Origin of the sequence: Vibrio tarriae, assembly GCF_002216685.1 — a bacterium.
In the GTDB taxonomy this organism is placed as follows: Bacteria; Pseudomonadota; Gammaproteobacteria; order Enterobacterales; family Vibrionaceae; genus Vibrio; species Vibrio tarriae.
Map to the genome: position 1 here is coordinate 633,489 of NZ_CP022353.1, position 16,395 is coordinate 649,883.

Here is a 16,395-nt window from a genome sequence, read left to right on the forward strand (position 1 = left end):
GCCATTTTTTTTTACTAAAAGCTAATGTGATACAGCGTTAAGCGACCCGTTTAAACTGGGTGAGTACAAACAATACCGCAGCCGAAACCACCACAGACGGACCAGCGGGTGTGTCAAAGTGCCAAGACAGTGCTAAACCACCGATCACACTTAATATTCCAAGTCCGATCGCCCAAAACGCCATGGCTTCTGGGGTGCGTGAAAGACGGCGAGCAGTAGCCGCGGGGATGATTAACAGCGAGCCCATAATCAAAGCCCCGACAAATTTCATCCCGACGGCAATCACCAAACCGATAAGTAGCATCAAGATTAAACGCATCAGGTCAGTGTTGGTTCCTTCAACAAAGGCCAACTCTTCATTCACGCTAGTCGAGAGAAGGGGTTGCCAGAGAAGATATACAATCAAACTGACAGTGACGACACCGAACCAGATAAAGGTAAGATCGGATGGGCTAATCGCGAGCAAATCACCAAACAGATAGCTCATCAAATCGATGCGGACATTATCAAGAAAGCTCACCGCAATCATACCGAGCGATAGCGCACTGTGCGCCATAATCCCAAGTAGGGTATCGGTCGCGATGAGTTTTTGCTTTTGCATCGCCACTAAAATGGCCGCCATCCCCAAACAGCAGACCAATAGTGCCAGATACAGATTGATGTCGAGTAAAAAACCTAGCGCCAGACCCAGTAGTGAGGCGTGAGCAAGGGTATCACCAAAATAAGCCATTCTGCGCCAAACCACGAAAGATCCGAGAGGGCCAGCAATAATGGCAATTCCGAGACCAGCAAGAAGAGAAGGTAGAAGAAGTTCAATCATGTTTGTGGTGACCATGTGAATGATGTGAGCAAACACTCGCTTTCCCTTTGACCGGTAAGCCAGATAAATCGTGGTGGTGGTGCTCGTGGTGGTGTTGATAAAAAGCCAGCGTGTCTCGGCTCCGATGGCCAAACATCGCTAAATAACTCGGGTGTTTGGCGATACTCTCCGGCGAGCCAGAGCAACAGACATGGTGTTGTAAGCAGATCACTTCGTCGGTTTTGGCCATCACCAAATGTAAATCGTGAGAAACCATCAACACAGCGCAGCCAAAGCGGTTGCGCAAGGTGTGGATGAGGTCGTATAAGTCAATTTGTCCTTGTACATCGACCCCTTGAGCAGGCTCATCGAGCACAAGCAAGTCTGGTCTTTGTAATAAGGCTCTGGCAAGCAGTACACGCTGTGTTTCACCGCCGGAGAGTTTATGCATATCACTGCTTTGAAGATGCTCGCCACCGACTAGGCGCAATGCTTCCGATAGCTCTTGGGTGCTAAAACGACCTGCAAGTTTCAAAAAGCGACTCACCGTCAGCGGCAATGTGTCATTCAGTTTGAGTTTTTGCGGTACATAGCCGATACGGATCCCTGGCTGGCGAATGATTTTTCCAGAACTTATAGGTTGTAATCCCAAAATGACTTTCACTAAGGTTGATTTGCCTGCACCGTTGGGGCCGATAAGCGTTGTAATATTGCCTTTGGTGAGAGTTAACTGGATATTGTCAAGTACGCGTCTTTGTTCAAAATCGACGCATATGTCTTGCAATTCAATCAGAATAGCCATGGAATAGAACTCATTTGCAAAATGATTATGTTATAAAGTAACATTCATGCCCAATAAAAGCCACTAACAGGAGCTTGGCGACCATGTTATCGAGATTTTTTTTACTTACTGTCGTAGCACTGTTTGCTCAATCAGCCAGCGCAATCGAAGTACTGACCAGCATTAAACCGATACAGATGATCACTTACGAGTTGATGCTGGGGATGGGGAAACCTGATGTGCTTTTACCCTCCGGTGCATCGCCGCACGATTATGCGCTACGTCCATCAGATGTAAAGCGGATTCAACAAGCAGATTTGGTTATTTGGTTTGGTCAAGATCTTGAACCCTTCATGAGTAAACTGCTGGAAGGCCGTACGTCAGCACTAACATTAAGCCAAGTCCCTAATTTAGCACTGCGAGAATATGGCGAGGAGGAGGAGCATGAGCATGATGGGCATCATCACGGACATTATGATCCTCATTTCTGGTTAGGGATGGAGCCAGTTGGGCAAGTCGCGAGTGCAATTACGGAAAAACTGATTGCGCTTGATGCTGATCATCAGCAGCAGTATCAAGATAATCTTGTTCGCTTTTTAGCTAACCTTGCCGAGCAAGACAACACGATTGGTGAAAAGCTCAAGCCTGTCACGACCGTGCCTTACTACGTTTTTCATGATGCTTATGGCTATTTCGAACAGCACTTTGCATTGAATAACCTTGGTCACTTTACGGTGAGTCCAGAGCGAAAGCCAGGAGCCAAAACACTGATCGCGATAAAAAAGACCTTGAATGCTCAACTCGCCAAATGTGTATTTTCAGAACCGCAATTTGAGCCAGCGATTATTGAAGCTGTCGTACGAGGGACGCCAGCCAAAACTGGTGTACTTGATCCACTCGGAAGTGCGATTGAACTGAAAGCGGGCAGCTATTTTTCCTTCCTGAGTAGTTTGGCTGAGAGTTACTACGCTTGTTTGTCTCAATCCTAAATAGATAAGTCTCTCAATAATTTCTCTAAATGCGGCTTAAGCCGCATTTTTTTGTATCCAAATCCTAAAAAAATGGTCTTTCTAAACCTTTCAAACTGCATACAGGTTGGGGATTCGTTAGAATGTATGAGATTTTGTGCTCCTTTCTATATCTAAAATAATAACGCACAAATTTTTGAATTATCGCTGACAGGGGAACTCGTGTTTCGCACATTTTTGTATGGCTGCTTGCTCAATATCATGATCCCATCCTTGGTATTGGCGTTAGATAAATCCATGTCCATTTTCTATCCTCTGCCCATTCAAGAGCAGGGGAAGGTCATTGTTGCGCAAAACCTCTACCTCGGCAGTGATGGTGGTATCTGGGTGCATGATGTTCATGGCAAAGTGATGTACTTTGATGGGCAGAATGTATTACCTCGACGTGGTTCAGTTTTGCCACAAATGTCTAGTCATATTGTTTATGCCAACAGTGCATTCTGGGCTTTCGAACAACATGAGTTATTCAGAACCTATCCGGGAGGGGAAAAAGAGCTGATGTTGAGCTTAACTCCGGGAACGCAAATTGTTCAGATGGGAGCCTCAAACGGCATGATCTGGATGGTCGATGGGGAAAACTTTTATAGTTATGAGATCCGAAGTGGACGCGTCGAGTCCCTCTCTTTACATGAACTTTATCAGCTCAATAGTGCCAGCAAGGTCGTGATTAACGATGCGCAGTTTTTAGTATCGAAATGGGCTTTAGCGACCAATGTCGGTGTGTATTTGTCAGACGTTCAAGGTTTCTCCCATGTAAAAAAATCGGGTAAACACTTCGTCCAGAAACTCTATTTTTCTCATAAACGTCGTGAGTTGTTGATAGGCTCTAAACGTGGTGCGTTAATTATCGATATCGAAAATAAGCGTGCATTGCCTGATAGAATTGGTTCCTCTCATGTATTGTCGATCGCTGAAACAGAGAAAGAGTACTGGATTGGCACCGAAGATGGCCTTTTTGTTTATTCTTTCATCACAGGAAAAGTGGTTCAGCTTGAGAGTAACAGTCAAGATGGCTATGCCTTATTGGGTAAGAAAATCTACGCCATGGTCAATGACTTCCAAGGTGGAATGTGGATAGGAACCGATAAGGGGATTTTTTACTATTCCCTGTTTGGTCAGCAGTTCACTCGGTATCCAGCACAAGCTCTATCTAATGACGGAAGTAAAACGCCGATAGGTAAGATTACGTCTCTCAACTCTAGCGGAGACTATTTGGCTATAACCCAGCAAGGGTTGTATAGCTTCAACTTTTCTGATGAGTTGCGTAAAAACCTTATTTATCCAGGTAAGGTGAATGATTTTGTGATTGAGCAAGAACATATTTGGATAGCGACAGAAAAAGGCTTGGTTCGTTACAATTTGAATCGCCGTGGTATTGATACACCTAATCTGCCACTAATGCTACTACAAACTGCTATTGAGCATCTCAGTTTAGATAGTGATGGCAACCTGTGGGGAGCAAGCAACCACCAAATCTGGTCATATTCACTTTCTGAACAAACCTATCGAGATTATGGTTCTGAATGGATGGTGAAAGCGTTTTCACCATCACGGATCACTCTGATCGCAGCGGTGACAAAAGGCGTTGTCATAGGTACTGAACATGGCGCTTATTCACTCTTTGAACAGCAGATCCGCTTTGATTTTTCGAGCCATCGTTATGGTGAGATTCTACAAGTTGTTGAAGATTCAGCGGGCCATATTTGGGTCGTTGGCTCTTATGGGGTCTTTCAGTGGCGCAAAGACCAACCAGAAGCCGCAGCAGTAGAGTTAATCGAAGAGAATATTCAACCTTTGTGTATTACGGAATCCCAACAAGGTATGTGGCTTATTTCCACACAAGGGATCAGTTACTACCGCAACCAAGAGCTTACTAAACATTTTGGAGCCCCTTATGGTTTGATTAATAATGAGTTTTTATCGGGATCTTGTGCGGTAGGTGAGGTACAAGAGATCTCTTCGCTGATCATCGGGTCTCAGTTTGGTGTGGTGAAAACAAATACAGAAGAATTAGCAGTATCTAATTTGCCCAATATTCAGGTGACATTTAGTCAAGTCAGTGTGAATCATGCGACTAAGCTTTTGGGATATCGTATGCCAGAACCACTGAAAATTGCTTATGGCGATTCGATCAGTTTCCAGTTTGGGGCTTTGCCTTCTTCACGTAGTCAGTCTTTAGAGTACAAACTCAACGATGAACAGCAGTGGCAGCGTTTTGATTGGGCTCTACTCAATTTTGACCAACTGTTACCAGGCAAATACCGTTTGAAAGTTCGTAGCGCGAATCCGACACAACGATACCGAACCGAAGCCCTATTTGATTTTGAAGTTTTACAACCTTGGTATATGAATCCTGTTGCTATTATCGGATATGTGCTTAGTTTGCTGGGCTTGTTAGCACTCGCTTTTTGGTGGCGAACTCGAATGATATTGAGCGCTAATCGTAAGCTAAAAGCGCAAGTTGACCTCAAAACGAGCCAGTTACGTCATCAAAGTAAAATTGTGCTGAGTAATAACCATCAACTTCGAAAACAATTGCAGCTCCACCATACGATTCTTGGCAACGTTTTAGAAAATATTGATGCATCACTACGGCATTTGTCTTCTTATGCGAAAGTTCGAGCGTGGAGTGAATTTGAAGCACCTTTCAATAAAGTTAAGCAAGAACTAGCTCAACTGCATTTTATGCATCGTGGAGATGACGAAGAAAGTAAATATCATGATTTGCATCTTTTGATTGAGTCAGCGTTAAAAAGCTGGCAAGAAGAGTACAACAGAGCGCAGATTAAACTGACTTATAGTGGTGAATCTCGTTTTGTTGAAGTGCGGCAATTCAATCTTGATGTGTTATTTAATGCCGTGCTAACGGATGCGATCAAAAGACTATACAAACATCAAGAATTAACCATACAACTTGAAATGAGAAATGCGCAGGCTGTCATCGTGTTTTCTGATTTTGGTGTGCCTATCCAAAACATAAACCAAATGATGGTGACCTTATCAGGAAATAGTTATCCGCTTGAAGAATTGGCCACTCGCAGTGGTGGTGAATTGCATGTTTTAGCATTGAAAGAACGTAATGTTATTGAACTAGCTTGGCCATTGGTTAGCTTACCGGAATTGGAACCTATCCATAAACAAGAAGAAGGTGAGCTGGCGGTTAAGGTTGGGATTGATGATGTGGAGAAAGAATGGCTCAGTAAAGTCGAGAAACTGATTGAGCTGCATTACAGCGATCCCAATTTCACCACATCTACGGCCGCGCAGTTGTTGTATGTCTCTGAACGCAGTTTACAGCGTCGCTTTAAAGCAGTAACAGGGAAAACTTTCAAAGAATCTTTGAATGAAGTTCGATTAGAAAAAGCGTGTCAAAGTTTATTGAGTGGGACGAAAATCGCGCAGGTCGCCTTTGATTGCGGATTTAATGACCCCTCCTATTTCAGCCAGCGTTTCAAACATCATTTTGGATTATCGCCAAGTCAGTTCATCGAAGACCAAGAAAACTAAGAGCCTTCATCTCTATCCCACCCTGTCGCCAATCGCTAGAGTGCAGGTAGCCAACAAAGGAGTTTATCCCCATTAACGTAGATTAGGTGGTGGGGATAAATCAACGTAGCCAATTCTGTCTGCAGTTTTAATAAATAGAAAAGCTACAAGTTGGGAATCTAGCTCGGCGGCCAATAATAGAGAGCTGCAAATACGATGAAATTTGTTCAGAGAAACGGAGGCTATCAAGCTTGTTGCTGAAAAGGCTCAAGAAATAAATGTTATTGAAATGGATGGTTGTGATAGAGGTAAATCAGTAGAAAAAAATATCGTGGTATAGCCGGGGGGACTATACCACGGGTGTCAACGACACCTTCGCTTGCTGCCGGAGTGATATGACATAGTCATACCACCTCTGGAATTCTTGTCTCTAGGAGGGATGTCCTTTCAACGAATTCACTATAGCCCGCTCGACTTTTTTTACTTATAAAATTAACGACAACTTTACATAGAAAAACGACAGAAGCTTATGGATTGGATTAAGTGTTTGATTTTTATCGTATAAATTAAATTCGTCGTTTTTTCTATCATGCTGCATTTCTGAATGATATTTTTCTGACTCGGTCTTTGACGTTTTTGACGAGAAGTTTTTGACAGAATTGACGTTGCCTATTACCTAAGCAAACATTGTTTTCGCGCAAGAAATCCATACCTTCCTTATGGTAATTTCGGTTAACATTAATAGTAATATTTCTTATTAACACTTCCTTTTCAAAGTTACCTCTATGAAATTGTCACAAATGAAAGCAGGCGAGCGTGGAATTATCCTCGCATTGGATGGACTTTCTGATACGGTCAGAAAGAAACTGATGGTGATGGGAGTACTCCCTAATACCGAAGTCGTATTGATTCGCCGAGCGCCAATGGGCGATCCGCTTCAAGTTGAAGTGCGCGGTGTTTCGATCGCGTTGCGCGAAAATATTGCGGCAAGTATTGAAGTGGAGAGAGCACAATGAAGTATCAAGTACTTACCGTCGGCAATCCGAATAGCGGAAAAACAACGCTATTCAATGGTCTTACTGGAGCAAAACAACAAGTCGGTAACTGGGCGGGTGTCACCGTTGAGAAAAAAAACCGGCAGTTTTGTTCATGCGGGAGATGAGTTTTCACTCACCGATCTGCCCGGAATCTATGCTTTAGATAGCGGTAATGATAGTAACAGTATTGACGAATCGATCGCTTCACGTGCCGTTTTGACGCATCCTGCGGATGTGATCATTAACGTAGTTGATGCGACGTGCCTTGAGCGCAGCTTATATATGACGCTGCAACTGCGTGAATTGCGGCGTCCAATGATTGTCGTACTTAACAAAATGGATGCGCTTAAGCGTGAACGTGTTCATCTCGACCTCAAACAACTAGAAGCGTTTTTGGGGTGTCCTGTGTTGGCGCTTTCTGCCAACAATAAAGAGCAAGTTCGCCGCTTTAAAGAAAAATTGCATAAGCTGCTAGTACAAGGGATTGCGTTAAAGCAGATTGAACTTCACTACGGTGCTGAATTTGAGTCATTGATTCATGAGCTAGAACCAATGTTTGCTGAGCAAGCGGTTTCAGCGCGCGCGCTGGCGATTCGAGCCTTAGAAAACGATCGTTTAGTGATTAACGGATTAAAAGAAACGGAGCGCCAAAACGTAGAGCAACGTCAACATGAGTGTCAGGTTGATATTGATCTTCTCGTCGCCAACGTACGTTATACCTATTTACATGAGCTGTGCACCCACGTGCGACGTACCGAGGGTAAACTGAGCCATAAATTCACCGAAAAAGCCGATCGCATTATCCTCAACAAGTGGGTTGGCATCCCGTTCTTTTTTGCTGTGATGTACCTGATGTTCATGTTTTCAATCAATATCGGCAGTGCATTTATCGATTTCTTTGATATTGGCGTCGGTGCATTGTTGGTTGATGGCGGACACCATTTACTGGATGACCATCTCCCCGTTTGGTTAGTGACCTTGATCGTTGATGGTATTGGTGGCGGTATCCAAACCGTTGCAACCTTTATTCCTGTCATCGCTTGCCTGTATTTATTCTTAGCGGTATTAGAAAGCTCCGGTTACATGTCTCGTGCTGCATTTGTTCTGGATAAAGTGATGCAGAAAATCGGTTTGCCCGGTAAAGCGTTTGTCCCGCTTGTCCTCGGTTTCGGGTGTAACGTGCCTTCTATTATGGCGACGCGCACGCTGGATCAAGAGCGTGAGCGTAAGCTCGCGGCATCGATGGCTCCATTTATGTCTTGTGGTGCTCGTTTACCGGTTTATGCGTTGTTTGCGGCGGCATTTTTCCCACAAAGTGGCCAAGATTTGGTGTTTGCCCTCTATTTATTGGGGATTGCTGCGGCGGTATTGACAGGTTTGGTACTGAAAAAGACCCTCTATCCTGGTGTCAGCGAGAGCTTAATCATGGAGATGCCGGACTATGAAATCCCAACCTTACAAAACGTGGTGATCAAAACGTGGCAAAAGCTGAAGCGTTTTGTATTGGGAGCGGGCAAAACCATTGTTGTCGTGGTGACGATTTTGAGTTTTTTCAATTCACTTGGCACAGATGGCTCTTTTGGTAATGAGGATAGTGATAAATCCGTGCTTTCCAAAGCCGCGCAGCTTGTGACGCCAGTGTTTTCTCCTATGGGTATCACTCAGGAAAACTGGCCTGCAACGGTTGGTATCATCACAGGTATTTTTGCGAAAGAAGCCGTTGTGGGCACCCTAAATAATCTTTACACCACCACACCTGAAGCAGAAGAGGCGGCGGAATACGATTTGCTGGCGAGTTTGCAAGAGGCCTTAATGACGATTCCTGACAACCTTGCTGGGCTCAGTTTTGGCGACCCACTAGGAATTGAAGTAGGGGATTTGACGGATACTGAGGCTGTTGCGCAAGAGCAAGAAGTAGACGGCTCGATCTTTGGTAATTTACATACCTATTTTGCCAATGCTCATGTGGCTTTTGCTTATCTGATCTTCATTTTACTTTATACCCCTTGTGTCGCAGCGATGGGGGCCTATGTACGCGAATTTGGTGCAGCTTACGCGCGCTTTATTGCGGTATGGACAATGGGGCTGGCCTACGGTTCTGCGGTGCTCTACTACCAAGCTACCCATATTGCTCAGCACCCAATGTATAGCTTAATTTGGATTAGTGTGATTGTGGGCATCGGATTTGCTACCTACTGGGCACTTAAACAGACAGGGCGTAAGCAAAAGATGATAGAGGTACCAGTCGCGTGATTTTAAATGAACTCAAAGCGGCGATTGAATCGAAAAATGGCGCCACAAGGCAAGAGCTCGCGCGCCGTTTTGCTCTGAGCGAAGATGGCATCGATGCGATGCTCGCGGTATGGATTAAAAAAGGTGTCCTATCGCGTCAACAGTACATCAACGCTGAGGATGAGGTGGTACGAGTGCGCTACGTCATGAATCAGGCAGGATCGCTTGCTGTGAATGTGACTATGTGAAACCTTCCTACTTGAAGGAGCAGCGGTGTTGACAACGTTTGTTCACCCCAATCACATAGTGTATCTATGCTCATGGGGATGAATTCTCTTGCCGCCTACCTGCAACTCCAAGTAGTTTGGGTATAGTTGCTTGTGGTATCACCGACTCATAAAAAAGCCGCGTAATGCGGTTTTTTTATGGTCATTCCTAAACCACTCTGCTTTTAGCGGCGATGCTTGATTTGTACTTCGTCTAAGCTGGCAGTGATGACGCAGGCGCTATGCCGTAAACAGTACATGTTTTGCGAGTGCATCTCTTAGCTGGGTCAGTAATGCCGCTTGCTCTTGCTGAGTACGAAACACGCCTTGTGTTCTGCCCCAAACAGGGCCCGGCCATGCCATATCATGGGTAAAGCGTGCAATATGATGGATGTGCAGTTGTGGCACCATATTGCCTAGAGCACCTAAGTTGAGTTTGTCTGGGGAAAATAGAGTTTCCAGAGTTTGGCAAACCAGCTGCGATTCGACTAAAAACTGCTGCTGCTCATCCATTGGCAGATGGTGTAGTTCACGTAAATCCGCTCTTTGCGGGACTAAAATAACCCAAGGCACGGCAGAATCTTTATGTAACAGAGCAACACAGAGCGGGAAATGGCCGATCACATCGGTGTCTTTTTGCAATTGGGGATGCAGTTCAAAATGCGCCATCAGATACGCCTCCAAATCGATTTTTATTCTTGGTTGAAGACTGGTTGAAGCCAGATAAGTGATAAAGAAAAGGTTGGCGATTGGCCAACCTTTTCTCTACTTCAATTACATTCTCTCTAGAGTGTCAATGCCCAGTAGAGCAAGACCTTGCTTGATGGTTTTCGCTGTCAGTGCAGCGAGTTTCAAACGACTCTGCTTAATGCTTTCTTGCTCTGCGACCAAAATTGGACAAGCTTCGTAGAAGCTAGAGAAAATGCCTGCTAGTTCAAACAGATAGCTACACATGATGTGCGGTTGACCTTCACGCGCGACCGATTGTACCGCCTCTTCAAACTGCAGCAGTTTGGCGATCAAGGCTTTCTCTTTCTCTTCAGTAATTTGGATATGACCTGTTAGCTCATTCATATCCACGCCCGCTTTCGCAAAAACAGAAGCCACACGAGTATAAGCATACTGCATGTAAGGGGCGGTATTGCCTTCAAATGCCAGCATGTTGTCCCAATCGAACACATAATCTGTAGTGCGGTGTTTAGAAAGATCCGCGTACTTCACGGCTGCCATTGCAACCGTATTGGCGATGTTGGCTTTTTCTTCTGCGGATAACTCTGGATTTTTCGATTCGATCAGGGCCTTGGCACGCTCTTCAGCTTCATCCAGCAAATCCGCCAAACGTACAGTGCCGCCTGCACGAGTCTTGAATGGGCGACCATCTTTACCCAGCATCATGCCGAATGCGTGGTGCTCTAAGCTGACGTTTTCTGGGATATAACCCGCTTTGCGTACGATAGTCCACGCTTGCATCAAGTGTTGATGTTGACGTGAGTCGATGAAGTACAACACACGATCTGCGCCCAGTGTTTCATAGCGGTATTTAGCACAGGCGATATCCGTCGTTGTGTACAGGAAGCCGCCATCACGCTTTTGAATGATAACGCCCATAGGCTCGCCGTCTTTATTCTTGAATTCCTCCAAGAACACCACTTGCGCGCCATCATCTTCCACTGCCAAACCTTTGGCTTTCAGGTCGCTGACAATTTGTGGCAGCATGTCGTTGTACATGCTTTCGCCCATGACGTTTTCGCGAGTGAGGGAGACATTCAGGCGGTCGTAGTTACGTTGGTTTTGAATCATGGTCACGTCAACCAACTTCTTCCACATCTCTAGACAGAATGGGTCGCCACCTTGCAGTTTCACGACGTAGTTACGTGCTGTTTCTGCAAACTGCTCATCTTCGTCATACAGTTTTTTCGATTCACGATAGAAAGCTTCGAGATCTGAAAGCTCCATCGAAACCTCACCCGATGCTTTTTGCACGCGCTCAAGGTTAGCAATCAACATACCGAACTGAGTGCCCCAGTCACCGATGTGGTTAGCTCGGATCACTTTATGACCTAAGAATTCCAGAGTGCGTACGACAGCATCACCGATGATGGTTGAACGCAGATGGCCTACGTGCATCTCTTTGGCAACGTTAGGCGCTGAGTAGTCAGCCACGATGGTTTTTGGGGCTTCTTGTGCCACGCCAAGGCGAGCATCTGCCAGAGCCGCTTCGGCTTGCGCAGCCAAAAACTCTTCGCTTAAGAAAATATTGATAAAACCCGGACCTGCGATTTCGGTTTTGCTCGCGATACCGTCAAGATTGAGAACATCCAAGACTTTTTGTGCAAATTCTCGAGGATTGGTACCTAACTGCTTGGCTGCGCCCATAATGCCGTTGGCTTGGTAGTCACCAAATTGTGCTTTTGCTGATTGGCGAACCAGTGCCGGAGTGCCTGCTGGTGCGCCTGCGGCTTCAATAGCCTGAGAAACTCGATCATTGATCAGTGCTTGGATATTCACACGTTTACCCTTCAATTCAAGGAAATAGGGGAGGAATGCCATCATTTTTGAAGTGAGGCATATCACAATAATATGGTTTAATTGGCGGTCATGATAACAATATTCAGCCTAACCACCTAGGGTGAAACACAGGAAATTTTCACCTTTTTCCGTCAATCTTGGTAGTATCGCGTCCAAACTGGCATTTTGAGGCGAACAGATGCAACAACAACTTTATGCGACAGGGCTTGCTCCACAACAACTGCTCGAAAAACTCGACGTATTCATTGCCAAAATTGAGCAGTTGCTTGATCTTTTAGGCTTAGATCTGCGAGCCAATCAGCTAGACCATATTGCGCTGCGAATCAACGATCCGCAATTGGCGCAAGTCGCTCATCAAGCTTGGCTCGCTTATGGTGAAGAGATCTCTTGTGCGCAGATTAATGGCCGCCCGATCATCGTGATTCGTTTTAACCAGCCACTGCAAGTGAGCCATTGGCAAATTGAGTGTCTTGAACTGCCGTATCCTGCGCAAGGGAAAACCTATCCTGAGCAGAGTTGGGAGCATGTAGAATTTGTGATCCCTTCACAAGCTCTGAGTGCAGAGGCTTTTTGTGAGGAGTTGAAAGGCGGTTACCCCTCACTGGCGGAAAAATGGCATCAGCTTAATGAACTCGGCATCAAAGTGAAACTGTCGAGTCCACAAGGTGAAGGGGAGCGTTTGGCGAACCCAACCGTTGCGTTCCAGTGGCAAGGGGTGTGTATTAAGATGCATCCACACCCGTTGCAAACCATTGTGGAATCCGAAAGGGCCTAACCCACATCATAAGCTTTAGGACGCAGTTGAAACTCTTCCACTGAGCCAATTTCTTGGCCGAGTTGTAAGGCAGGGGCATCGTGATGGGCTCGGCCTTGAGTATGCATAATTAAGCGATGTGCCGTACGTGGTTTCAGTTCATTGACAACGAAGCGTATCATGTCAGCACGGCTGAGATTTTTAAGCTCTTCCAGCACTTTTTCTCGCTGATCGAAACTGAGATCTTTATTGCCAATCGCAACCCATAAACGCTGGGCTCGAATCCGGAGTGTCGGGTCGGGCGCGGAGATTTGGTTCCACAATCCCCGTTTACTGCTATGCCATTGATATTCATTGAGTTCAAGCAGCACCATGTACAAGGCATTCAAAAACTCATCAATAGAGCGGATCAATTCACTTGGCGGAGCCGATGGTGATTGAACGTATAAGATTAAACCCGGATGGCGGTTTAATGGCATATTGCCCGTACCAACCATATAACCGAGTTGCTGTTTGGTGCGAATTTCGTGGAAGAAGGTGGCCGACATCAGATGATTGGCCAGCGAGTAAAGCGCAATACTGCGTGGGCTGACTTCATGAGATTGGTAATACACCACAATCGCGGAATCATCTTGTTGGCACTGTACTTCACGTTGAAACGTTCCGCTCTTTCCGAGCATAACCAATGGGCGAAGCGACTCTTCATAAGTTTGCCCTTGAACGCGTAGCGCGTCTTTGAGCACTTCCGCCATCTTGTGGGCTTCGGCGGCAGGCCAGTCACCATAGACAAACATTTCGACGTGCAACTGTGACAGAATTGTGTCGACAAAATGGGCTAACTCTTCCAGTTGTACATCATCAATCGCGGCTAGTAACTCGGCATAAGGTGGGTTATTGGGTTGCAATAACCCAGTCATCGCATTAAACAGTTGAGAGATGGGTTTATCGTGGGCGGCATTGCGCCAATTACGAGTCATTTGCTGCTTGATGGTGGCAAAGCGCTTAGGCTGGAAATCGCGCTGCGCAAATTTACGTAAAATCACTTCCATCAATTGCGGTAATTTTTGGCTAAAACCTGACAACGTGAGCGTCACGCCACCTTGGTGGGCATAGAGGTTGTAGCCCATCCCCGCGATTTCGGCTTGGTATGTTTCTTTGGCTAACGCATCCAAAAACATCTCCACACACAAACGGGTCATCACGATATTACGACAGTTAGCCACGGCATGCGGGCTGTCGATCGCAATATAAATCACGCCTTTAGGTACTCTGAATTCGGTGTCTTGCTGATGCCAAAGTTTGAATCCGGGTAAGTCCTGCAACACTTGCGGCAGAGTGTGGTTTTCCTTGACCTCTGACGGATCGAGGTCATAACAGATAAATGGGTTGGGTTCAGGCAGCGAGATGGGTAAATCCAACGGCTGGCGGAATCTGTGCAGTTGTTCAGCAGTGAAAGGGCGAACCGAATAAGGGGTAAAGTACCATTGCGCTTTTTTATCGTACTCGCCCCCTTTCGCAATCAAGGTGGCACGCAGGTTCTCTGGGGTGAGATAACTTAAAATGTGTTGCAACAAGGCTTCATCATAGCCTGACATCATATAGTCCCCGTAAGCCGTATCTTCGGGGGCATAATGCTGCATGTTGACCACTAAATGGCTGACCATATCCAGTGGGCGCTGGGTTTCTTGAAAGCGGAAAGCCGACTCAAGCACAGCACGTTTTTCTTGATAACGCCACGCTTGTAAGCCTTGAGTCGCAATCAAATTCAGCGTTTGGAATAGACTTTGAATAATCTCATCAACATGATCCAATCCTTCCTGAGTCAGCACACAACTGACGGCAAATTCGCGGTAGTTACTGCCACTTACCCCTCCGCCAGCAGAAAGAGTGGTGATCCAACCTTTCTCTTTCAAAACTTCGAGCAAGCTGCCTTCACCCTCATAGCCAATTAAATGAGCAAAATAAGAGAGCGGTTTTTTCTGATAGTAGCTTTCAGTGCTGGGCATCGGAAAAGCGAGGATCAGCTTACGAATCTCTTTGAGAGGCTCAATCTGAATCAAAATTCCCGTATGTTCGCGATCAACAAAAGGAGGTAGGGGCTTGATATCGCGTTGCGGGTTTGGGATCGCGGCAAAATAACGCTCAGCCCATGCTTCGAGTTCGTCAAAACTTTGTGACCCAATCAGGGACAACGTCATCAACTTGGCGGAATAATGAGACTGATAAAACTCAATAATTTCATCTCGAATTGAGCTGTGCTCACGATCGCCTAAGGTGTGCTGATTACCTACCGAAAACTTACTAAAAGGATGCTGCGGATTAATGGTCTCTTTTTGTACTTGGTAGAGACGGCGTGACTCATCTTTAATTTTCAGTTTGTATTCTGAGTCGACGGCTTGACGCTCTTTATCCAAAGCCTCGGCATTAAACAGCGGTGCGATAAAAAACTGACTGAAACGGTCAAGCGCTTTAGCAAAAGCGTTGGGCAAAACATCAAAGAAGAAACAGGTATGTTCTGTGCCAGTCCATGCATTATTCGAACCGCCATGCTGACTGATAAAAGTTTGAAAATCGCCAACTTTCGGGTATTTTTCTGTGCCCAAAAACAGCATGTGTTCGAGATAGTGAGCTAAACCTTGGCGTTCGATAGGATCGTCAAAGTGTCCGACGTTGACCGCTAACGCCGCTGCGCATTTTTGGACGTCAGGGCTTTGGATGAGTAGCGTCCGTAAGCCATTGCTCAGCGTAATATATCGGTACTGGTGAGTATCATTGGGGCTGATATGCACAGCATTTCTCCGGATTGGTAGGGTCAAAGACGAGTCACAGAACACCAAACTGACACATCGTACTATTATTCCTATCAGTTTAGTCTGTCGCTTGGCTTTTTAATAGACTGTTAACGAAGTCGAAGTCTTTACTCAGACTGCTGTTATAATCAAAAAACCAAGCAGCCAGAGACTGCATAGCGTAGGTAGTGTACATGAAGATTTATATTATGCGTCACGGTGAAGCACAGCAGTTTGCTCCTAGTGATGCACAAAGAGCATTAACCGACAGAGGATGTCATGAATCCGAAGCAGTCGCTCGCGCATGCGTCAATCAACGGGGCGTGAAGGGCTTCGATCTTGTGTTGGTTAGTCCTTACTTACGTGCTCAACAGACGTGGGAACTGCTCACGGATCATTTCTCCGCCAAAAGAGTGGAAACTTGCGATGGCATCACGCCCTACGGCCAGTCGGATCGAGTATTTGATTACCTATCGGCCTTGATTGAGGTTGAACAGCTCGAATCCTTGTTGCTGGTTTCACATTTACCGCTAGTGGGGTATCTGGTATCTGAATTTGTGGCCGATATGATTCCACCCATGTTCCCGACTTCAGGAATGATTTGTATCGATTACGACCCCATAGCGCAGAATGGACAGCCTTTGTGGAATGTGCATCCGTAACCCTATTTCCCATCATTTATCGTGTATATCGA

Annotated in this window: 11 protein-coding genes and 1 pseudogene; 7 read left to right on the forward strand and 5 right to left on the reverse strand. The window is 45.7% G+C overall.

Going from position 1 to position 16,395, the window contains the following annotated elements:
- Positions 1-37 precede the first annotated feature (37 nt).
- Both znuB and znuC read right to left on the reverse strand, forming a co-directional pair.
- Complete coding sequence (gene znuB / locus CEQ48_RS08550) at positions 38-820, reverse strand: zinc ABC transporter permease subunit ZnuB (RefSeq protein ID WP_089072362.1); 783 nt, start codon at positions 818-820, stop codon at positions 38-40.
- Positions 813-1,601: a zinc ABC transporter ATP-binding protein ZnuC gene (znuC, locus tag CEQ48_RS08555; RefSeq protein WP_089070937.1), complete on the reverse strand. Its 789-nt coding sequence runs from the start codon at positions 1,599-1,601 to the stop codon at positions 813-815. The genes znuB and znuC overlap by 8 nt, the downstream gene beginning before the upstream one ends.
- Positions 1,602-1,684: 83 nt before the next feature.
- Here znuC and znuA point away from each other — a divergent pair, with 83 nt between their 5' ends.
- From znuA to CEQ48_RS08580, 5 genes and pseudogenes are all read left to right on the forward strand, one after another.
- Positions 1,685-2,569, forward strand: coding sequence for a zinc ABC transporter substrate-binding protein ZnuA (gene znuA / locus CEQ48_RS08560; protein ID WP_198301242.1), 885 nt, complete (start codon positions 1,685-1,687; stop codon positions 2,567-2,569).
- 201 nt (positions 2,570-2,770) lie between these two features.
- Complete coding sequence (locus tag CEQ48_RS08565) at positions 2,771-6,115, forward strand: AraC family transcriptional regulator (RefSeq protein WP_198301243.1); 3,345 nt, start codon at positions 2,771-2,773, stop codon at positions 6,113-6,115.
- 764 nt (positions 6,116-6,879) lie between these two features.
- Complete coding sequence (locus CEQ48_RS08570) at positions 6,880-7,110, forward strand: FeoA family protein (protein ID WP_089070939.1); 231 nt, start codon at positions 6,880-6,882, stop codon at positions 7,108-7,110.
- Positions 7,107-9,384 (forward strand): annotated as a pseudogene (gene feoB / locus CEQ48_RS08575) (Fe(2+) transporter permease subunit FeoB). Before CEQ48_RS08570 ends, feoB begins: the two are co-directional and overlap by 4 nt.
- Positions 9,381-9,611, forward strand: a complete 231-nt coding sequence (locus CEQ48_RS08580; protein WP_000602537.1) for a FeoC-like transcriptional regulator — start codon at positions 9,381-9,383, stop codon at positions 9,609-9,611. The pseudogene feoB and the gene CEQ48_RS08580 overlap by 4 nt, the downstream one beginning before the upstream one ends.
- A gap of 258 nt (positions 9,612-9,869) precedes the next feature.
- Here CEQ48_RS08580 and CEQ48_RS08585 read toward each other — a convergent pair whose 3' ends face one another.
- Together CEQ48_RS08585 and argS are read right to left on the reverse strand one after the other, a co-directional pair.
- On the reverse strand, positions 9,870-10,298 hold the full coding sequence (locus CEQ48_RS08585) for an HIT family protein (RefSeq protein ID WP_069503635.1): 429 nt from the start codon (positions 10,296-10,298) through the stop codon (positions 9,870-9,872).
- A gap of 105 nt (positions 10,299-10,403) precedes the next feature.
- Positions 10,404-12,137: an arginine--tRNA ligase gene (argS, locus tag CEQ48_RS08590; RefSeq protein ID WP_001025277.1), complete on the reverse strand. Its 1,734-nt coding sequence runs from the start codon at positions 12,135-12,137 to the stop codon at positions 10,404-10,406.
- Between the two features lie 199 nt (positions 12,138-12,336).
- Between argS and CEQ48_RS08595 the strand changes: the two genes are divergently transcribed.
- Positions 12,337-12,933 (forward strand): VOC family protein, encoded by a 597-nt coding sequence (locus CEQ48_RS08595; RefSeq protein WP_089070941.1) that lies wholly within the window; start codon positions 12,337-12,339, stop codon positions 12,931-12,933.
- Here CEQ48_RS08595 and CEQ48_RS08600 read toward each other — a convergent pair.
- The gene (locus CEQ48_RS08600; RefSeq protein WP_198301244.1) at positions 12,930-15,701 is read right to left on the reverse strand and encodes an insulinase family protein; all 2,772 of its coding nucleotides are present in this window, start codon (positions 15,699-15,701) and stop codon (positions 12,930-12,932) included. The two genes, CEQ48_RS08595 and CEQ48_RS08600, sit on opposite strands and share 4 nt — an antisense overlap.
- Before the next feature lie 194 nt (positions 15,702-15,895).
- On the opposite strand from CEQ48_RS08600, the gene sixA reads away from it, so the two are divergent.
- A complete protein-coding gene (sixA, locus tag CEQ48_RS08605) occupies positions 15,896-16,363 on the forward strand; it encodes a phosphohistidine phosphatase SixA (RefSeq protein WP_175597505.1) in 468 nt (155 codons plus the stop codon).
- Positions 16,364-16,395: the final 32 nt, after the last annotated feature.

Excerpts from the sequence above, each read along its gene's own strand:
- CEQ48_RS08595 (WP_089070941.1), top strand. The coding sequence starts at position 12,337 with ATGCAACAACAACTTTATGCGACAGGGCTTGCTCCACAACAACTGCTC.
- CEQ48_RS08585 (WP_069503635.1), bottom strand. The coding sequence starts at position 10,298 with ATGGCGCATTTTGAACTGCATCCCCAATTGCAAAAAGACACCGATGTG.
- CEQ48_RS08570 (WP_089070939.1), top strand. The coding sequence starts at position 6,880 with ATGAAATTGTCACAAATGAAAGCAGGCGAGCGTGGAATTATCCTCGCA.
- sixA (WP_175597505.1), top strand. The coding sequence starts at position 15,896 with ATGAAGATTTATATTATGCGTCACGGTGAAGCACAGCAGTTTGCTCCT.
- znuB (WP_089072362.1), bottom strand. The coding sequence starts at position 820 with ATGATTGAACTTCTTCTACCTTCTCTTCTTGCTGGTCTCGGAATTGCC.
- znuC (WP_089070937.1), bottom strand. The coding sequence starts at position 1,601 with ATGGCTATTCTGATTGAATTGCAAGACATATGCGTCGATTTTGAACAA.
- znuA (WP_198301242.1), top strand. The coding sequence starts at position 1,685 with ATGTTATCGAGATTTTTTTTACTTACTGTCGTAGCACTGTTTGCTCAA.